This is a genomic window from Pseudomonas sp. NFACC45, assembly GCF_900113505.1.
Classification (GTDB): domain Bacteria; phylum Pseudomonadota; class Gammaproteobacteria; order Pseudomonadales; family Pseudomonadaceae; genus Aquipseudomonas; species Aquipseudomonas tehranensis.
Map to the genome: position 1 here is coordinate 1 of NZ_FOPO01000010.1, position 14,642 is coordinate 14,642.

At 60.9% G+C, this 14,642-nt stretch carries 12 protein-coding genes; 6 read left to right on the plus strand and 6 right to left on the minus strand.

Features of this window, described 5'->3' with window-relative positions; genetic code table 11:
- On the plus strand, window positions 1-186 hold a 186-nt coding region (locus BM132_RS28580; RefSeq protein WP_218157844.1), incomplete at its 5' end, for a hypothetical protein.
- On the opposite strand, the gene BM132_RS18575 is transcribed toward BM132_RS28580, so the two are convergent.
- Window positions 176-2,056 (minus strand): methyl-accepting chemotaxis protein, encoded by a 1,881-nt coding sequence (locus tag BM132_RS18575; protein ID WP_092457636.1) that lies wholly within the window; start codon window positions 2,054-2,056, stop codon window positions 176-178. The two genes, BM132_RS28580 and BM132_RS18575, sit on opposite strands and share 11 nt — an antisense overlap.
- A gap of 251 nt (window positions 2,057-2,307) precedes the next feature.
- On the opposite strand from BM132_RS18575, the gene BM132_RS18580 reads away from it, so the two are divergent.
- The 3 genes from BM132_RS18580 to BM132_RS18590 all read left to right on the plus strand — a co-directional run bounded on the left by BM132_RS18580 (window position 2,308) and on the right by BM132_RS18590 (window position 6,390).
- Window positions 2,308-2,808: a sigma-70 family RNA polymerase sigma factor gene (locus tag BM132_RS18580; protein WP_092458134.1), complete on the plus strand. Its 501-nt coding sequence runs from the start codon at window positions 2,308-2,310 to the stop codon at window positions 2,806-2,808.
- A complete protein-coding gene (locus tag BM132_RS18585; RefSeq protein ID WP_092457639.1) occupies window positions 2,798-3,799 on the plus strand; it encodes a FecR domain-containing protein in 1,002 nt (333 codons plus the stop codon). The genes BM132_RS18580 and BM132_RS18585 overlap by 11 nt, the downstream gene beginning before the upstream one ends.
- An 86-nt stretch (window positions 3,800-3,885) precedes the next feature.
- Complete coding sequence (locus tag BM132_RS18590) at window positions 3,886-6,390, plus strand: TonB-dependent siderophore receptor (RefSeq protein WP_092457642.1); 2,505 nt, start codon at window positions 3,886-3,888, stop codon at window positions 6,388-6,390.
- Window positions 6,391-6,512: 122 nt separating this feature from the next.
- Here BM132_RS18590 and BM132_RS18595 read toward each other — a convergent pair whose 3' ends face one another.
- Entirely contained in the window at window positions 6,513-7,595 is a 1,083-nt protein-coding gene (locus BM132_RS18595) for a fatty acid desaturase (protein ID WP_092457645.1), read from the minus strand.
- 100 nt (window positions 7,596-7,695) lie between these two features.
- Here BM132_RS18595 and BM132_RS18600 point away from each other — a divergent pair, with 100 nt between their 5' ends.
- Window positions 7,696-8,700 carry an AraC family transcriptional regulator gene (locus BM132_RS18600; RefSeq protein WP_092457648.1) on the plus strand — a complete coding sequence of 335 codons (1,005 nt, stop codon included), beginning with the start codon at window positions 7,696-7,698 and terminating at the stop codon, window positions 8,698-8,700.
- A gap of 180 nt (window positions 8,701-8,880) precedes the next feature.
- Here BM132_RS18600 and BM132_RS18605 read toward each other — a convergent pair whose 3' ends face one another.
- Window positions 8,881-9,567 carry a Crp/Fnr family transcriptional regulator gene (locus BM132_RS18605; protein ID WP_092457651.1) on the minus strand — a complete coding sequence of 229 codons (687 nt, stop codon included), beginning with the start codon at window positions 9,565-9,567 and terminating at the stop codon, window positions 8,881-8,883.
- A gap of 87 nt (window positions 9,568-9,654) precedes the next feature.
- Between BM132_RS18605 and BM132_RS18610 the strand changes: the two genes are divergently transcribed.
- Entirely contained in the window at window positions 9,655-10,179 is a 525-nt protein-coding gene (locus BM132_RS18610; protein WP_092457654.1) for an Mpo1 family 2-hydroxy fatty acid dioxygenase, read from the plus strand.
- A 140-nt stretch (window positions 10,180-10,319) separates the two neighbouring features.
- Here the strand turns inward: BM132_RS18610 and BM132_RS18615 are convergent, their stop codons facing one another.
- The 3 genes from BM132_RS18615 to BM132_RS18625 are packed head-to-tail and all read right to left on the minus strand — an operon-like array spanning window position 10,320 to window position 14,411.
- Window positions 10,320-12,542 (minus strand): GMC oxidoreductase, encoded by a 2,223-nt coding sequence (locus BM132_RS18615; protein ID WP_092457657.1) that lies wholly within the window; start codon window positions 12,540-12,542, stop codon window positions 10,320-10,322.
- Entirely contained in the window at window positions 12,539-13,051 is a 513-nt protein-coding gene (locus BM132_RS18620) for a sorbitol dehydrogenase (protein ID WP_092457660.1), read from the minus strand. The genes BM132_RS18615 and BM132_RS18620 overlap by 4 nt, the downstream gene beginning before the upstream one ends.
- Window positions 13,041-14,411: a cytochrome C gene (locus BM132_RS18625; protein WP_092457663.1), complete on the minus strand. Its 1,371-nt coding sequence runs from the start codon at window positions 14,409-14,411 to the stop codon at window positions 13,041-13,043. Before BM132_RS18625 ends, BM132_RS18620 begins: the two co-directional genes overlap by 11 nt.
- Between the last annotated feature and the right edge of the window lie 231 nt (window positions 14,412-14,642).

A 14,642-nucleotide genomic window follows, 5' to 3' on the forward strand; every position in this document is an offset into this window, starting at 1 on the left:
CGCGAAAGCGGTGGGTCAGCTGACGATGATGTTGGCTGTGCCGCCGTCATCGCGAGCAGGCTCGCTCCCACACTGATTTCGGTTGGCCGCCAGAGCCAGATCCACCGCCAATCCCCTGTGGGAGCGAGCCTGCTCGCGATGGCGGCGGGACGGTTGGCGGTGATGTTGGCAGAGATCAGATCTTGAAGCTGTCCACCAGTTGCTTCAACCGGTTGGCCTGTTGCGACAGGGCATCGCAATCTTTCAGGGTTTCATTGAGGTTGGCGACGCTTTGCTGGTTCAACAGGTTGATGTGGCTGACGTCCATGTTGAGGGTTTCCACCACGGCGGTCTGTTCTTCGGTGGCGGCGGCCACCGACTGGTTCATGCCGTCGATTTCACCAATGCGCTGCGTCACGCTGACCAGCCGCAAGCCGGCCTGATTGGCCACTTCCACGCTTTCTTCGCTGGACACCTGACTGGCGTTCATCGTCGTCACCGCTTCACGGGAACCGACTTGGAGCGAGGTGATCATCTTGTGGATTTCTTCCGCCGACTCTTGGGTACGGTGCGCCAGGTTACGCACTTCATCGGCCACCACCGCAAACCCACGTCCGGCTTCACCGGCACGGGCCGCTTCAATGGCAGCGTTCAACGCCAGCAGGTTGGTTTGCTGAGAGATGCCCTTGATCACGTCCAGAATGTGCCCGATGTTGTCGGTGCTGGCGTTCAGGGTTTCGATCTGGGTGCACGAGAGGCTGATCTTCTGCGACAGCTCGGTCATGGCCTGGATGGTTTTTTCCACCACCTGGCGTCCGTCATCGGCTTGCTCGCTGGCACCACTGGCCTGTTGCGAGGCGTCGGCGGCATTGCGGGCGATTTCCTGAGTCGCGGCGCCCAACTGATTGATGGCCGCTGCCACGCTGTTGGTGCGGGCGCTCTGCTCATCGGAGCCAACGAGCGAGGCATTGGACGAAGTCATCACCCGCTGCGACAGATCATGCACTTGCCGAGTGGCGGAAGACACTTCCGAGATGGACGCGTGAATCCGTTCCACGAACTGGTTGAATGAACTCCCCAGCTCACCGAACTCATCCTTGCCCTGTACCACCAGACGCCGGGTCAGGTCGCCTTCACCTTGGGCGATGTCCTGCATGGCACGCCCCATGGTGGTCAACGGACGCATCAACACCTGGATCAACAGGCTCAGCAACAACGCAATGGCCGCCACCGCCACAAACATCGCAATCAGCGCCGAGGTACGGAAATGGCTCAACGGTGCGTAGGCCTTGTCCTTGTCGATCGACAGACCGATGTACCACTGAGTATTTGGCAGGCCCGCGACGGGGGTAAACGAAAGAATGCGATCCTGCCCATTGAGCTCAACCTCCTGGATACCTTTCTCGATGCTCACTGGCGTACCGGGGTAGATGTCCTTGAGATTCTTCATCACCTGGTCCTTGTCCGGGCTGACGATGACCTGACCGTCGCCGCTGACCAGAAACCCATGGCCGATGCCGCCGAAATCCACGGAGTTGATGATTTTCACCAGGGTTTCCAGGCTCAGGTCGCCACCCACCACACCGAGCAGCTCACCGTTGTGCTTCACCGGCAGGGCGATGGTCACCACCAGGCCGCCCACCGCTGCCATGTAGGGCGGGGTGAGCATGGTTTGATCGATGGTGACTGCCTGTTTGTACCAGGGGCGCTGGCGCGGGTCGTAGCCGTCGGGCATTTTTGCGTCAGGGCGCTGGGTGAAGACGCCGTTGGCCTGGCCCACGTAAGTGAACTGGAAATTCGACGTCAGCGCCGGTTGATCCACCAGCCCCGGCAGATCGGCACCCGCGCCCTGGTGCGCAATATTCTGCGCCAGGTTTTCCAGCACCAGCACCCGGCCGCTCATCCAGTTCTGGACGCTGCTGGCCGTCAGGTCGCCGGACTGCTGGATGGAAGATTCGAGACTGCTGCCAATGGTGTTTCGTTGCAGGTAGTCGTTGTAGAGCGTGAACAGGGCAAAAGCCAGAACGACCACACCAGAGGCGGCCAGAAGGATTTTATGGCTGAACTTCAGATTCATCGACAGGCTTCTTATGCAGGGAGTGGGGGTGCATTCCGGTTGCAGCATTCATGTCACAGCGCGGGCGGACTTGTGATCTGCTCCACTTTGGTGCACGCATATAACGCTGTCGGCAACAGTTAAAAAAATATGAGCCCTTTGAACAAATGGGCGACGGAAGGACACGGTGCGTCGAACGGTGGTTGCAAATTCACTGACCGCTGATGACAATGCGACCTATTATCATTTGTGATATCCAGGCCTTCGCGTTCATGTCTTCTCCCCAGTTTGCAGTTCAGGCGCTCTACAGCAACCATCACGGCTGGCTTCACACATGGCTGCGCAGCCGCTTGGGCAATGCTGCCGACGCAGCGGACCTGGCACAGGACACCTTCGTGCGCCTGCTGCAACGCACCGAACGCCTTGAGCTCAAGTCGCCCCGCGCCTTTCTACGCACCATCGCCCAAGGCCTGGTGATCGATCATTGGCGCCGGGAAGAAATCGAACGCGCTTACCTGGAATCCATCGCCCACCTGCCACCCGCCCAAGCCCCCGACACCGAAGCCCAGGCCTTGATCCTGGAGTTGCTGGAAGCCGTCGCCAGAATGCTGGAGGGCCTGAAGCCGAAAGTGCGCAAGGCGTTTCTGCTGGCCCAGTGCGAAGGCCTGACGTACAAGCAGATTGCCGAGCAGATGGGCATTTCCTTGCGGTCGGTGGAACGATACGTCGCCGATGCGCTGTATCACTGCTACGTGTTGCGCTATGAAAGCTGAGCCAGTGGATAACGTGTTGAGTCGACGCAGCGGCCCATCCCAACAGGTAGTCAGGCAAGCGATCAACTGGCTGCTGCGCCTGCGCAACCATGCTGCCAATCCGGCCTTGCGCCAACAATGCGAGGTCTGGCGCGCCTCCCATCACGAACACGAATTGGCCTGGCAGCGGGTGCAATCGCTGCACAGTGAATTGACCTCGAACCTGAGGGCGGTCCCCGGCGCCCACGTCGCTCTCGACACCCTGGAAAACAGCGCCCAGCGACTCGGTCGGCGCCAGGCCTTGAAACTGTTGTCGGGGGTGGCGCTGATAGGCTCCGCCACCTGGCTGGGCAAGGATCTGGGCTGGCAATCGTGGAACGCGGATTTCGCCACCACCACCGGTGAACACCGAGGCTTCCAGCTACCGGACGGTACGCGGCTTGAACTGAACACTGACAGCGCCGCCGACCTGGACTACACGACCGAGCATCGCCTGATCAGCCTGACGCGGGGTGAAATCATGCTCACCTGCGGTCACGATCCCGAGCGGCCGCTGCTGGTGCGCAGCCAACATGGTCTGTTTGAAGGGCTGGACGGGCGCTTCGTCGTGCGGCAGGACAATGCCTGCACACGCCTGAGCGTCACCCGTGGCAAGGTCGCGATCCGTTCGCACCGCGGCGGCGATGGGACTGCGCTGATGGTGAGCGCCGGGCAGAGCTATCTGATCAGTTCATCAACCGCGACCATGACGCCGCCGCTGGATATGGACGTCGGCGCCTGGGCGGACGGTTTGCTCGTTACGCGCAACATGCGCCTGGAAGACTTCCTCAACGAGGTAGGACGTTACCGCCAGGGCTATCTGAAATGCGCTGCGTCGATTGCAGACTTGCGCTTGTCAGGTGTTTTCCGCCTGGAAGACACCGACAAGTTACTGGCCGTCCTGCCGCGCACGCTCCCCGTGCAATTACGCTATCGAACCCGCTGGTGGGTCACGGTGCAGGAATCGGCCTGATTTTTTTTGGCGGGTTTTGCGCGCAAGTCCGGCTAGGACAGTAAGCAACGCTTATCTGCCCTTAGCGACTCCAACGGAAACCCACAATGACTGAGCGCGTAAACCTCAACACCCCCTTTGGCCGCTCCTCGCAAACAGGCCTGTTGCGCCATGCCATCCGCGCTGCGCTGTTCACCACCGTGCTCAGTGCAGGTGCCGTGCCGATGTTCGCTGTCGCGGCGCAAGACGGCATCACCGCCGCCCGCCAGAGCTACAACATTGCCGCCGGCCCCCTGAGCGATGTGCTGAACCAGTTCGCTCGTCAGGCCGGCATCACCCTGGCAAGCACTCCGCAGCAGACCAGCGGTATCCAGTCCCCGGGACTGCACGGCGAGTATTCGACGGACCAGGCCCTGAGCCATCTGCTCAGCGCTTCGGGCCTGACCGCCGTCAGCCCCGATGGCAGCAGCTATGTGCTGCAAACCGAGGCCTCGGACGGGACTTTGGCGCTGCCGACCACCGACATCAAGGGGTTTGCCCTGGGTAACGCCTTAGGCAGCATGGCGGGCTACAACGCCACCCACAGCCAGGTCGCCACCAAGACCAGTACCGCCCTGCGGGAAACCTCGCAAAGCGTCTCCGTGGTAACCCGCGAGCAAATGGACGACCAAGGCGCGCAAACCGTTTCCCAGGCCATGCGTTACACCCCCGGGGTATTGACCAACCCCTACGGCGCGACCCATCGCTACGACTACGTGGCGATGCGCGGTTTCAACGATGGCTCGGTGGACAACATCTACCTCGACGGCCTCAAGTCCATGGGCGACAGCGGCACCTACAGCTCCATGCAGGTCGATCCGTACTTCCTTGAGCGGGTCGATATTCTCAAAGGCCCGTCTTCGGTGCTCTATGGCCGCAGCTCCCCCGGCGGCCTGGTGGCGCTCACCAGCAAGAAACCACTGTACGAGGCTTATCACCAGATCCAGGCCACGGTCGGCACCCAGGGCCAACGCGGCATGGGCTTCGACTTCACCGGTCCGGTGGATGACGACAAACGCATCGCCTATCGCCTGGTGGGCCTGGCGGACACCTCCGACACGCAGTTCGACCACACCAAGGAAAAGCGCTTTGCCCTCGCCCCCACGGTGAGCATCGACTTTACCGAAGACACGTCGCTGACGCTTCAGGCCTACCTGCAGCACGACCCCGACGGTGGTTATCACGGCGGCATGCCGGCCGACGGCACCTTGCATCAGCGCAACGGCAAGCGTATCTCGGAAAACTTCTTCGAAGGCGAGCCGGGGGTCGATGGTTATGAGCGTGATCAGCAGTCATTCGGCTACCAGTTCGAACACCGTTTCAACGATGTCTTCACCGCCCGGCAGAACTTCCGTTACCTGGACTCCCAAGTCACCAATGATCAGGTCTATGCCTACGGCTGGACCACCCCGACCAGCAACGAGCTGAACCGCTACTACACCGGCGCCGAAGAAAAACTGCATTCGTTTATCGTCGACAACATGCTGCAGGCTGAATTTTTCAGCGGGGCGACCAAGCACACCGTGTTGATGGGCGCTGACTACCAGCGGCGCAAGACCGTGGTGGATTGGACCAGCGGCGGCCTGGCCCCGATCAACGCCTTCGACCCGGTCTATGGCAACTCGGCCATCACCTACTTCAGCCCCACCAGCTACCTGCGGCGCCTGGAACAGACCGGTGTCTACCTGCAAGACCTGATCGAGATGGATAAATGGCGTTTCTCCCTGGGCCTGCGTCAGGACTGGGTGAAAACCTCGGATGAAAACCGCATCGCTGAGTTCGGCCGCCCGCAAGGCACCGAGATCAACGACAAGCGCAGCAAGCTCACTGGCCGCGCCGGGGCGCTGTACCTGTTCGACAACGGCCTGGCGCCGTACGTCAGCTACTCCGAGTCGTTCAACCCCAACTCCTACGCCGACAGCGCCGGCAATCCGCTGCCGCCGACCGATGGCAAGCAATGGGAACTGGGCCTGAAGTATCAGCCACCGGGTACGGATGACCTGTACACCGCCTCGCTGTTCCGCATCGATCAGGAGAACCTGGCGACCAAATTGCCCCAGGAAAACTTCTACCGCGCCGTCGGTGCCGTTCGCTCCCAAGGCCTGGAACTGGAAGCGCATCTGCAGTTGACCGAGCAGTTCAAAGTGCTGGGCAGCTACACCTTCACCGATATCGAATACTCGAAGTCGATGATCAGCACGTTGAGCACCGCCACCGACATCATCGAAAACAAGGGCAACTCACCGACCCAGGCCCCCCGCCACATGGCTTCGGTGTGGGCGGACTACAAGTTCGACAGCGGCGCGCTCGATGGCCTGCGACTGGGCGGTGGCGTACGTTATGTCGGCTACAGCTGGGCCGATGCGGAAAACACCATGAAGGTGCCGTCCTATACATTGTTCGATGCGTCGGTGGGGTATGACCTGGGCAAGGTCGGCTTGAAAGGCGTGGACGTGCGCCTGAACGCCAACAACCTGACCAACGAAACCTACGTCGCCTCCTGCGCCAGCCTGAGCTACTGCTACCTGGGCGAAGAACGCAACGTGGCGGCTACGGTGAGTTACCAGTTCTGACCTGCTTTCGCAGGACTGTGTAGGAGCTGGTGAAGCCTGCGATCTTTTGATCTTTCACTTGGGATTCAAGCGTCAGGGGAAAGATCGCAGCCTCGTTGCACTCGTCAGCTCCTACACAACCCCTACACAGCTCCTGCAGGCCCGGCGGGAGCTTCCTTGCGCACCACCCCCTCTTCCCGCACAAACCGGTTCGCCCGGCCAAACGTGCCGAAATCATTGAACCGCACCCCCATCTCACGCATCACTTTGTGGGCCACCGGCACCGTCATCTGGCGGATGTAGAACGGCTCTTTGACCACGAAATGATGGACCCCGTGGCTGCTGCCGAAGTTGAAGCAGAACGCCTGCAACGGCCACAGCCACCACGGGTTGAGTACCTGTGTTTGCTGGATGACATTGCCCACCTCGATGTCGCCGTAGTAATGCATGTTCGAGCTGATGAAATGCAGGCAAAAGGTGCGCAGCACGTTCGGGCCGATGATCACCACCGCTGCGATATCGATCACGTGCATCACTGCCAGCGTAGTCGCCGACCAATCAATCGACGTGCCAAGCAGATGGGCGACAGTGTTGGACCCATGGAAACCGAGAAATACGTACCACGCGCCCCAGTGCAACAGCGCCAGGGGGAAATACACCTTCAGCGTGCGCCTGAGGATGCTGCGCTTGTGCGCCCAGGTCTTGGCCCGCAGCAGGCGAATGAAGGCCGACATCACGTTGTCGCCCACCATCAGCAAGCGCGCCAACCCCCAGGGCTCGCCGTTGGTGATGGCCCGCTCTTCCAGGTCGGCCTCGCTGCCGGACACTTTGTGATGATTGAGGTGCAAGTGGCGGCGGATCCACGGGTTGATGGTGCTGGGGCGCGCCAGCCACACCAGGCCCATCATCAGGTTGTGGGGTACGCGTTGCTTGCGGAAATACATGCTGTGGATCAGGTCGTGTTCCAGCTCGTGGGTCAGTGAGGCGAAAAAAGCGTTGAGTAGCAGGCACGCCCAACCGGCCAGGTAACCGTTGATGTAGAGCAGTGCCGAACCGACCATCCCGGCCAGGGCGAACGCCAGGATGCCCGCGCCCAACGCATCCTGGTGGCGCAGGATCGGGTAGCGCTGGCGCAGCTCCTCGCCACGGGCCAGGACCACTTGGCGAATATGGGCGGACCGCTGTTGTGCATTCAATCGCTCGGGGCTTGCGCAAGTGCCGTGCATGGCTTACATCCTCTGTTAGAGATGTGCTCATCCTGCCGGGCGATGCCCCCTAGGGTGGTAGCCGTAAACGCCAACCTGTTGACCGCAAGCGCCAATTGCCATGACTGAATCCACGTCCCTCGCCAGTTGGACCCGCGCCCTGCGCAAACAGCTTGATGCGCTGGGCCTGGACAGCCATGCCCTGTGCCTGGAGGCCGGGCTCGATCCGCAATGGATGGACGACCCGAATGCCCGTTATCCGCTCTCGGCCACCACGCGCCTGTGGGAGCTGGCCGTGCAGGCCAGCGGCGATCCGGCGATCGGCCTGCGGGTGTCTCGCTTCGTCAGCCCCACTACGTTCCACGCGCTGGGTTATGCCCTGGTGGCCAGCGGCAGTTTGCGAGAAGTGTTTGAGCGGATCGTGCGTTATCACCCAGTGGTCAGCGATGCATTGATACTGCAACTGAGCCGCTGCGAAGACCGTTACCGCTTCACTCTCGATGTGCCCCAGGGCCGGGCGACGCCGGCCTTTGAAGCCATCGATGCATTCGCCGCGATTTACGTACGCACGTGTCGCAACCGACTGGGCCGCGATTACGCACCGCTGGCGGTGTACTTGCGGCGCCCGGAACCATCAGACCCTGGCCCCTGGCATAAAGTGTTTCGTTCACCTGTGTATTTCGGCGCCGAGCAAGATTGCCTGGAATTCAACCTCGTCGATTTCGACAGCCACCTGGACGACGCCAACCCGGAGCTGGCTGAACATAACGAGACGGTACTCAAGCGCACCCTCGCCCAGCTCCAGCCACTGACCTGGGAGCGCAAGGTGCGAGCCGCTATCGAGGCCCAACTACCCGAAGGCGAACCCAGCGCCGAGCGCATCGCCCAGGCCATGCACCTGAGCCTGCGCAGCCTGCAACGGCATTTGGCCGATGAAGGCTGCCGCTTCGACACGCTGCTTAACGAATGCCGGGAAAACCTGGCGCTGCTACACCTGCGCGACCCGCAATGTTCGCTGAGCGAAGTCGGTTATCTCTTGGGCTTTGCCGACGCCAGCAGCTTCAGCCGTGCGTTCAAGCGCTGGACCGGAATGACGCCGGGGCAGTTTCGTGACGGTTTGCGGTAGGGGTTTGCGCTGGCCGGGCTGGCCCTATCGCGAGCAGGCTCGCTCCCACATTCGATTTATGGCACACACAAACCCTGTGGGAGCGGGCTTGCTCGCGAAGACGGCAGCACAGTCAACATCACAGCCAACGGGCCCACCGCTTTGGCGAGCAAGCCCGCTCCCACAGATGCCGGGCCGGACTCAGGTTGTGGTCAACGCCCGCAACCGCTCGATATCCAGAATTTCGATCTCGCCATAACCCAGGTGCACAATGCCCTGGCCCTGCAAGTCCTTGAGGATTTGGTTGGTGGTCTGGCGCGACAGTGAGAGCATCAGCGCGAGTTGCTCCTGGGGCAGTTGCAAGACCCGTCGCGCCGGTTCGATTTCGCCGTAGCCTTCGGCGATCATCAGCAGGCGATGGGCAACACGTACCGGGGCGGGCATCAGGCTCAGGTGTTCGAGATTGATGAAGGTCAGGCGCAGTTTGTGGCTCATCAGCCGCGCAATATCTCGCCAATAGACCGGATGTTCTTCCAGAAACGCCATCAACGACGCCTGAGGCAAGTGCAACAAGGTGCACTGGCCCACGCCCACCGCGTCATGGGTGCGCGGCTGGCCATCGAACAGGCAGATTTCACCAAACCAGTGGGGCGCTTCCACCACGCTGAGCAGCGCTTCCTTGCCCTGTTCGTTCACTGCGCCGATCCGTACCGCGCCCTCCAATACGGCGTACATCCCGCAGGGCGGGTCACCGCGCTGGAACAGCCGGTGCCCTGGCACCAGGCGGCGCACCCGCGACATGCCCAACAGACTATTCTGTAACTCAGCGGGCAAGTGGCTGTACCAGTGACCGGCCAACAGGTGCGAGTGCCAGGGATGCGTATTCATGGAAACTCCGGGACAAGTGTCGGCTAACTGACAGAACGCCTCGTGGAACCCGGGCATCATGCAGGCATCACCTCAGGAGGAACAACAATGAAAAGCCTCGTTGATCATCTCAGTCAATACGCCGCCTACCACCGCGATCCACGTAACATCGCCACGCACTTCATCGGTATTCCGCTGATTTTCGTCGCCGTAGCCGTGCTGTTGTCACGGCCGGGTTGGCCGATGGGCGCGCTCCTGGTGTCGCCGGCGCTGCTGGTAGCGGTAGCCAGTGCCTGGTTCTATCTGCGCCTGGAGTTGCGCTTGGGGGTGGTGATGACGGTACTGCTGGCCCTGGCGCTATGGCTGGGCCAGGTGCTCGCCGCGCAAAGCACCTGGGTATGGCTGGGCAGTGGCTTGGGGATGTTCGTGGTGGGCTGGGTGATCCAGTTCGTCGGCCACTATTACGAAGGCCGTAAACCGGCGTTCGTCGATGACCTCACCGGGTTGATTGTCGGACCGCTGTTCGTGGTGGTGGAGGCGGGTTTCCTGCTGGGGCTTCGTGGCGAACTGAAGCGGGCCATTGCAGAGCGCGCCGGGCCCGTGATGTTGCGCAACCAGCGCTCGGCCGTCTGAAAAACAACGCAATGCCAGCCTTCCCCTCTGTGGGAGCAAGGCTTGCCCGCGATGCAAACACCTCGGTGTAGCTGTTAGACCGAGGCGATGCCATCGCGGGCCAGCCTTGCTCCCACAAGAGTCAGGCCCTACCGCTCAAGTTACAGCGCACCAAACTCGACCCGTATCATCAGCGCGCCGGTGTTATCTTTCAAGCCAGCCCCATATTGCCCGGTCAGATCATCGTTGATGCACAGTTGCAGTTCCCCCTGCTGGTCGCCCGGAACCTGCGCCAGATCACCCACCAGGAACGGCTTGCCACCATCGCCCACACGACCGATCAAGGCGCCTTCGGCGGCACCGGGCAAGGCATAGCTGCTGTAGTCGATGTGCCTCGACCCGCCCTTTCCGTCGACATTGCCCCCCTGCGGACTCGCGCACCATAGCCCACTGACGTAGCGAACCACGCGCGGTACCAACCCGTTGATCTGCACTCCAGTGCCCTGCCAGGCGACGTTGGATTGGACCTGCATCGTCACTGCCTTCAGGTCGTTGGCCACGGTGTCCCCGGCCTGGAACGACAGCGCCGCAATCGTCAGGCTGGGGTTCGAGGTGCCCGTGCTGGGGAACACGCCATCACCCACCAGGAACAGGTTCTTGTGGTCCCAACTGCGCTGGTATTTGTCCACCACCGACTTGGCTGGATCATCGCCCATGCGATAGGTCCCCATCAGATGTCCGGCGCCCTGGAAGCTGTAATCTTCGCCTTTGTAGTTGAAGGTTCCTTTGCCAATGGGGGCTGTCAGTTCCACGGCGCCGAGCAGGTCCTTGATGATGTGGCTCGCCAGTATCTTCGCCTGCCTGAAACCTTCCTTGGTGTAATCGGACAGGTCGTAGTGGATTTCCGGCCGAAGAATGCCAAGCCCGTCCTTGTAGTTATCCGTCGAGGGCACGATGTAGCTATTGGCCTGGTCGGGATGGTCTTCCACCTGTTCCACCAGGAAGCCGATCCGAAACTGGCGGATGAACAGCTCATTGAGTTTTTTGATCAGTGCCGTGCCGTAAAGCGCCTCAGTGGGCGGCGCCGGTGTCTCTTTCGCTGGCAATGGGTTGGTGCGGCTTGTGTTCGTCCCGTCGATAAAATCAGCCACGGTGACGTAAGGATCGCCAACCGGCCAGTTCCAGCCCTCATTGCCGATTTCGATGCGCCATGCCGCTCGCTGGCTGCGGAAAGCACCGTCGCGCAGGCTCTCGATGCCCGCCGTGGACACCGGGCCACGATAGGGGAAAACCGTCTTGCCTTCTGGCATCAGCCCCCACGCCAGGTAAATCGGATGGTCGGACAGACTGCGTCCCACCTGCCCGCTGCTGTTGGCCACACCTTTGGGCCAGTCCGGGGTCTTGGAGTTGAGCAACAATTTAGGGGTTTCGATGGCATGGGCCGCGATCACGTATCGCTGTCCGATGGCCACGCCGTTTCCCGTCTTCGGTCCCTCGCCAAGCTGATATTGAATGAACTCGATACCGTTGATGTTCTTGTCCGAGCCCACGGTCACTTTGCTGGCTACGGTCCGATACATGACCCGGACCTTGCCGGTGGCCAGGGCCTTGTTCATGGTCACCGTGGCGTCGTACTTGGCCTGAATCGGGCAGATCGGCGTGCAGTTGGTATTGCCGGCACACACCCGGCGCCCGGCGTAAGGTTGGGAGTTACGCCCAGCCGGCGTCGGGCTGACGACCAATGGCAAGCCATCGAAAGACTGCCCTGTCACCGCCGTGACAAAACTGCCGTCGACCAGCGACAGCGGGATGCTGTGCATCGGGAATGAATAGCCCTCGGGAAAGGTCATGCCCAGATAAGCCTGGTCGGCGACATTGGCCGACACACCGATTTCCGCCTCGGCCCGGCAATAGGCACTTTGCAGATCGTCGTAGCCGATCGGCCAGTCCACCCCGACGCCGTACTTGCTCTTCAGGCGAAAATCGTTCGGTACCATGCGCAGGCACGTCCCCACCCAATGCCAGGTCGTCCCGCCGCCCACCCGTTCATAGGTGCTGTTGAAGGGCAACGGACCTTTCTGCACCAGGTAACTGATCGCCGGTTTGTCCCAACCCAGGATCAGATCGGCGATGGTTGCCCGCGGGGCATTTTCCTTGGTCGGATCACGCGGTGTATCCAGGGTCGATACCGGAGGATAGGGTGATTCCGGGGTTTTCAGGGTCGCGGTGTAGAAGCGCTCCAGATACTGCGTACGATTGGCCGGAATCTCCGGGCCCGATTCGAGCACCAGCACATCCACGCCAGCCATGCCCAACTGATAAGCGATGATGCTGCCGGCCAACCCCGCACCAACGATGACCACCTCTGCTTGTTCGGTACTCATGACGAAGCTCCTTGCTGCGTGTTGGCGGGTACCCCGGTGTAATCCTCAAGGCTGGGCGGCGTCGTATTCCAGTAGCCGAAGAACATCTCGCTGTAGCCCATGGGATGAGCCTGGGCGGCTTTCCAGGCCCATCCATTGATATAAGCCTGGTCGGACACCACCGTCTGCTCATCCTTTTTGAAACTCGCCGCGTCATAGGGTTGATACCAGACGCCCAGCAACCACAGCTTCATGATCGAACGCGCGGCTTTGGCGGTCTGCGTGTCGGCCGGTCGCGTTCCGTCCATCAACACCGCTTGGGCGATCTGATCCGGGGATTGATTGTCCCCCGCCAGGTTGGCGTATTGAGTCAGCAATGTACTGAGCACATCAGGCGTGACTCTTGGCGTGATGAATTCAAGAAACAGCGGTGGCAAACCCACCTGGTCGATCTCCGGCGCCAATCGCTCAGTGGAAATGCCAGTCAGGACCGATGAAAGGCCTACGAAATTCTCCAGATCACTGCTCATGCTTGACTCCTTGTCCAGTCGTGGACTGCGCGCGTTCGAGCAAATAGGTGAAATCCGCGAAGCTGGTGCGCGGGGATTCGGTGACATGGGTCGCCGCATTGCCATGACACGCCATGCAACTGGAAGACCCTTGGGGTACGGTGCCCTGGATGTAGGTTTCCAGCGTGGCGTTGGCCAGGAACAACGGAGCGGGATTGCCCAGCGGGTTGGCGGCTGATATCTGACAGTTGGGCTGTGGTGCCGACGGCCACTGGGTACTGATCAGTTGATAGTTCGCCCAGACGCTCTGTGGGTTGACCGTACGCAACAGGGCTTGATAGGTGGCGTTCAGGGTTTTGGTGGCCTCGGTCAGCGGTATCTCACGCACGATCTGCGAGGGTGTTGCCTTGACCGCCGGATTCCATGGCCGGGGCGGCGGCTGGTTGATGTCGCTTTGGCTGGCAGTGTTGTAGAACAGATAAGGTCCCACCCGCTGGGCCGGGGGCGTGGTCTTTTCGGGTACGTTCTTCACATGTTCAAAAGTCGACCAGACCCATTGCGCTGCGCTGTCGGTCTTGTGAACGATGTGCAGTCCCACCAATCCCACCGGTTCGGACTTGCACGACTCCCCGACAATGGGTCCTTTGCTCGGGTCGCTGTTTCCCGGTGTATAGACCAGCGCATCAACGGTGTGAAAATCCTGCGGGCGATCATTGGCGCCCAGCACTTTCCACGACGCTTTCACCATCAGCGCACCGACGTCCTGTGTCTTGGCCGAGCCGCAACTGAAAGCCACGGTGTTGGTCGGGTTTGCGGCAAAAAACTGCTGCTGGCCTTCGATGCTGTACAGACCATTGTCGACAATTGAATCGAACATCGATCGATTGACCACGATTTCGTTGCGCGTATAGGCACCGTTCTGATCCACCAACGGGCCACTCTCGAAGGGTTGAATAAACTCATCCAGCACATCGGGCACCTTGCCCATCTGCTGCAACAGGCGACCGGGTTTGAGCGACTTGCACGCTTCGGGCAGCGTCGCCGGCGCGTCCCAGGCCAACGGCGCCTGACCCTTGGCCCGGAAGATCTGGTAGCTCTCTTTCCAGCTTTCCCACACCGTCGCCCCATCCTGTTTGCCGATGGGAGTGCCGGTATTCGGATTGCCGTTGTCCAGCGCCGGCCAGTTCAAGGCAATGAACGTCTGCCATGACAGGTCATCGAAATCGCGCTGAAGGCTGGCCAGAGTGGGATGTTCCTCGGCAACCGTGACATCGAAGGGTATCTGCGGTGACAACGTGGGGGTGGCGCTGACGGATGGGCTCAATAAAACGCTTAGCAAGGCATAGCCAAACGGGCCATGCCGACTGACTTCCATTCTCATGCTTTATCTCCTTGGCATCAGGGCGCCAGGAGATAACACCGGTCCGTCATGAACTCTCACTTGCCTCCTGGCAAGTCAGAGTCTAGGTAGGGATTTAGATGGGAAAAGGTATTGGTGTAGAACCAATCGAAGCAAGGTTGGGCGGGGTTATTCAGATTCTGATCGGGGCGTCAGCGGGACCGCCATCGCGAGCAGGCTCGCTCCCACAGGAGACTGGGGGCTGGGCCGCAG

Bases quoted from the DNA above. Each gene is read 5' to 3' on its own strand.
- BM132_RS18590 (WP_092457642.1), top strand. From the start codon at position 3,886: ATGACTGAGCGCGTAAACCTCAACACCCCCTTTGGCCGCTCCTCGCAA.
- BM132_RS18575 (WP_092457636.1), bottom strand. From the start codon at position 2,056: ATGAATCTGAAGTTCAGCCATAAAATCCTTCTGGCCGCCTCTGGTGTG.
- BM132_RS18580 (WP_092458134.1), top strand. From the start codon at position 2,308: ATGTCTTCTCCCCAGTTTGCAGTTCAGGCGCTCTACAGCAACCATCAC.
- BM132_RS18600 (WP_092457648.1), top strand. From the start codon at position 7,696: ATGACTGAATCCACGTCCCTCGCCAGTTGGACCCGCGCCCTGCGCAAA.
- BM132_RS18585 (WP_092457639.1), top strand. From the start codon at position 2,798: ATGAAAGCTGAGCCAGTGGATAACGTGTTGAGTCGACGCAGCGGCCCA.
- BM132_RS18620 (WP_092457660.1), bottom strand. From the start codon at position 13,051: ATGAGCAGTGATCTGGAGAATTTCGTAGGCCTTTCATCGGTCCTGACT.
- BM132_RS18595 (WP_092457645.1), bottom strand. From the start codon at position 7,595: ATGCACGGCACTTGCGCAAGCCCCGAGCGATTGAATGCACAACAGCGG.
- BM132_RS18625 (WP_092457663.1), bottom strand. From the start codon at position 14,411: ATGAGAATGGAAGTCAGTCGGCATGGCCCGTTTGGCTATGCCTTGCTA.
- BM132_RS18610 (WP_092457654.1), top strand. From the start codon at position 9,655: ATGAAAAGCCTCGTTGATCATCTCAGTCAATACGCCGCCTACCACCGC.
- BM132_RS18615 (WP_092457657.1), bottom strand. From the start codon at position 12,542: ATGAGTACCGAACAAGCAGAGGTGGTCATCGTTGGTGCGGGGTTGGCC.
- BM132_RS18605 (WP_092457651.1), bottom strand. From the start codon at position 9,567: ATGAATACGCATCCCTGGCACTCGCACCTGTTGGCCGGTCACTGGTAC.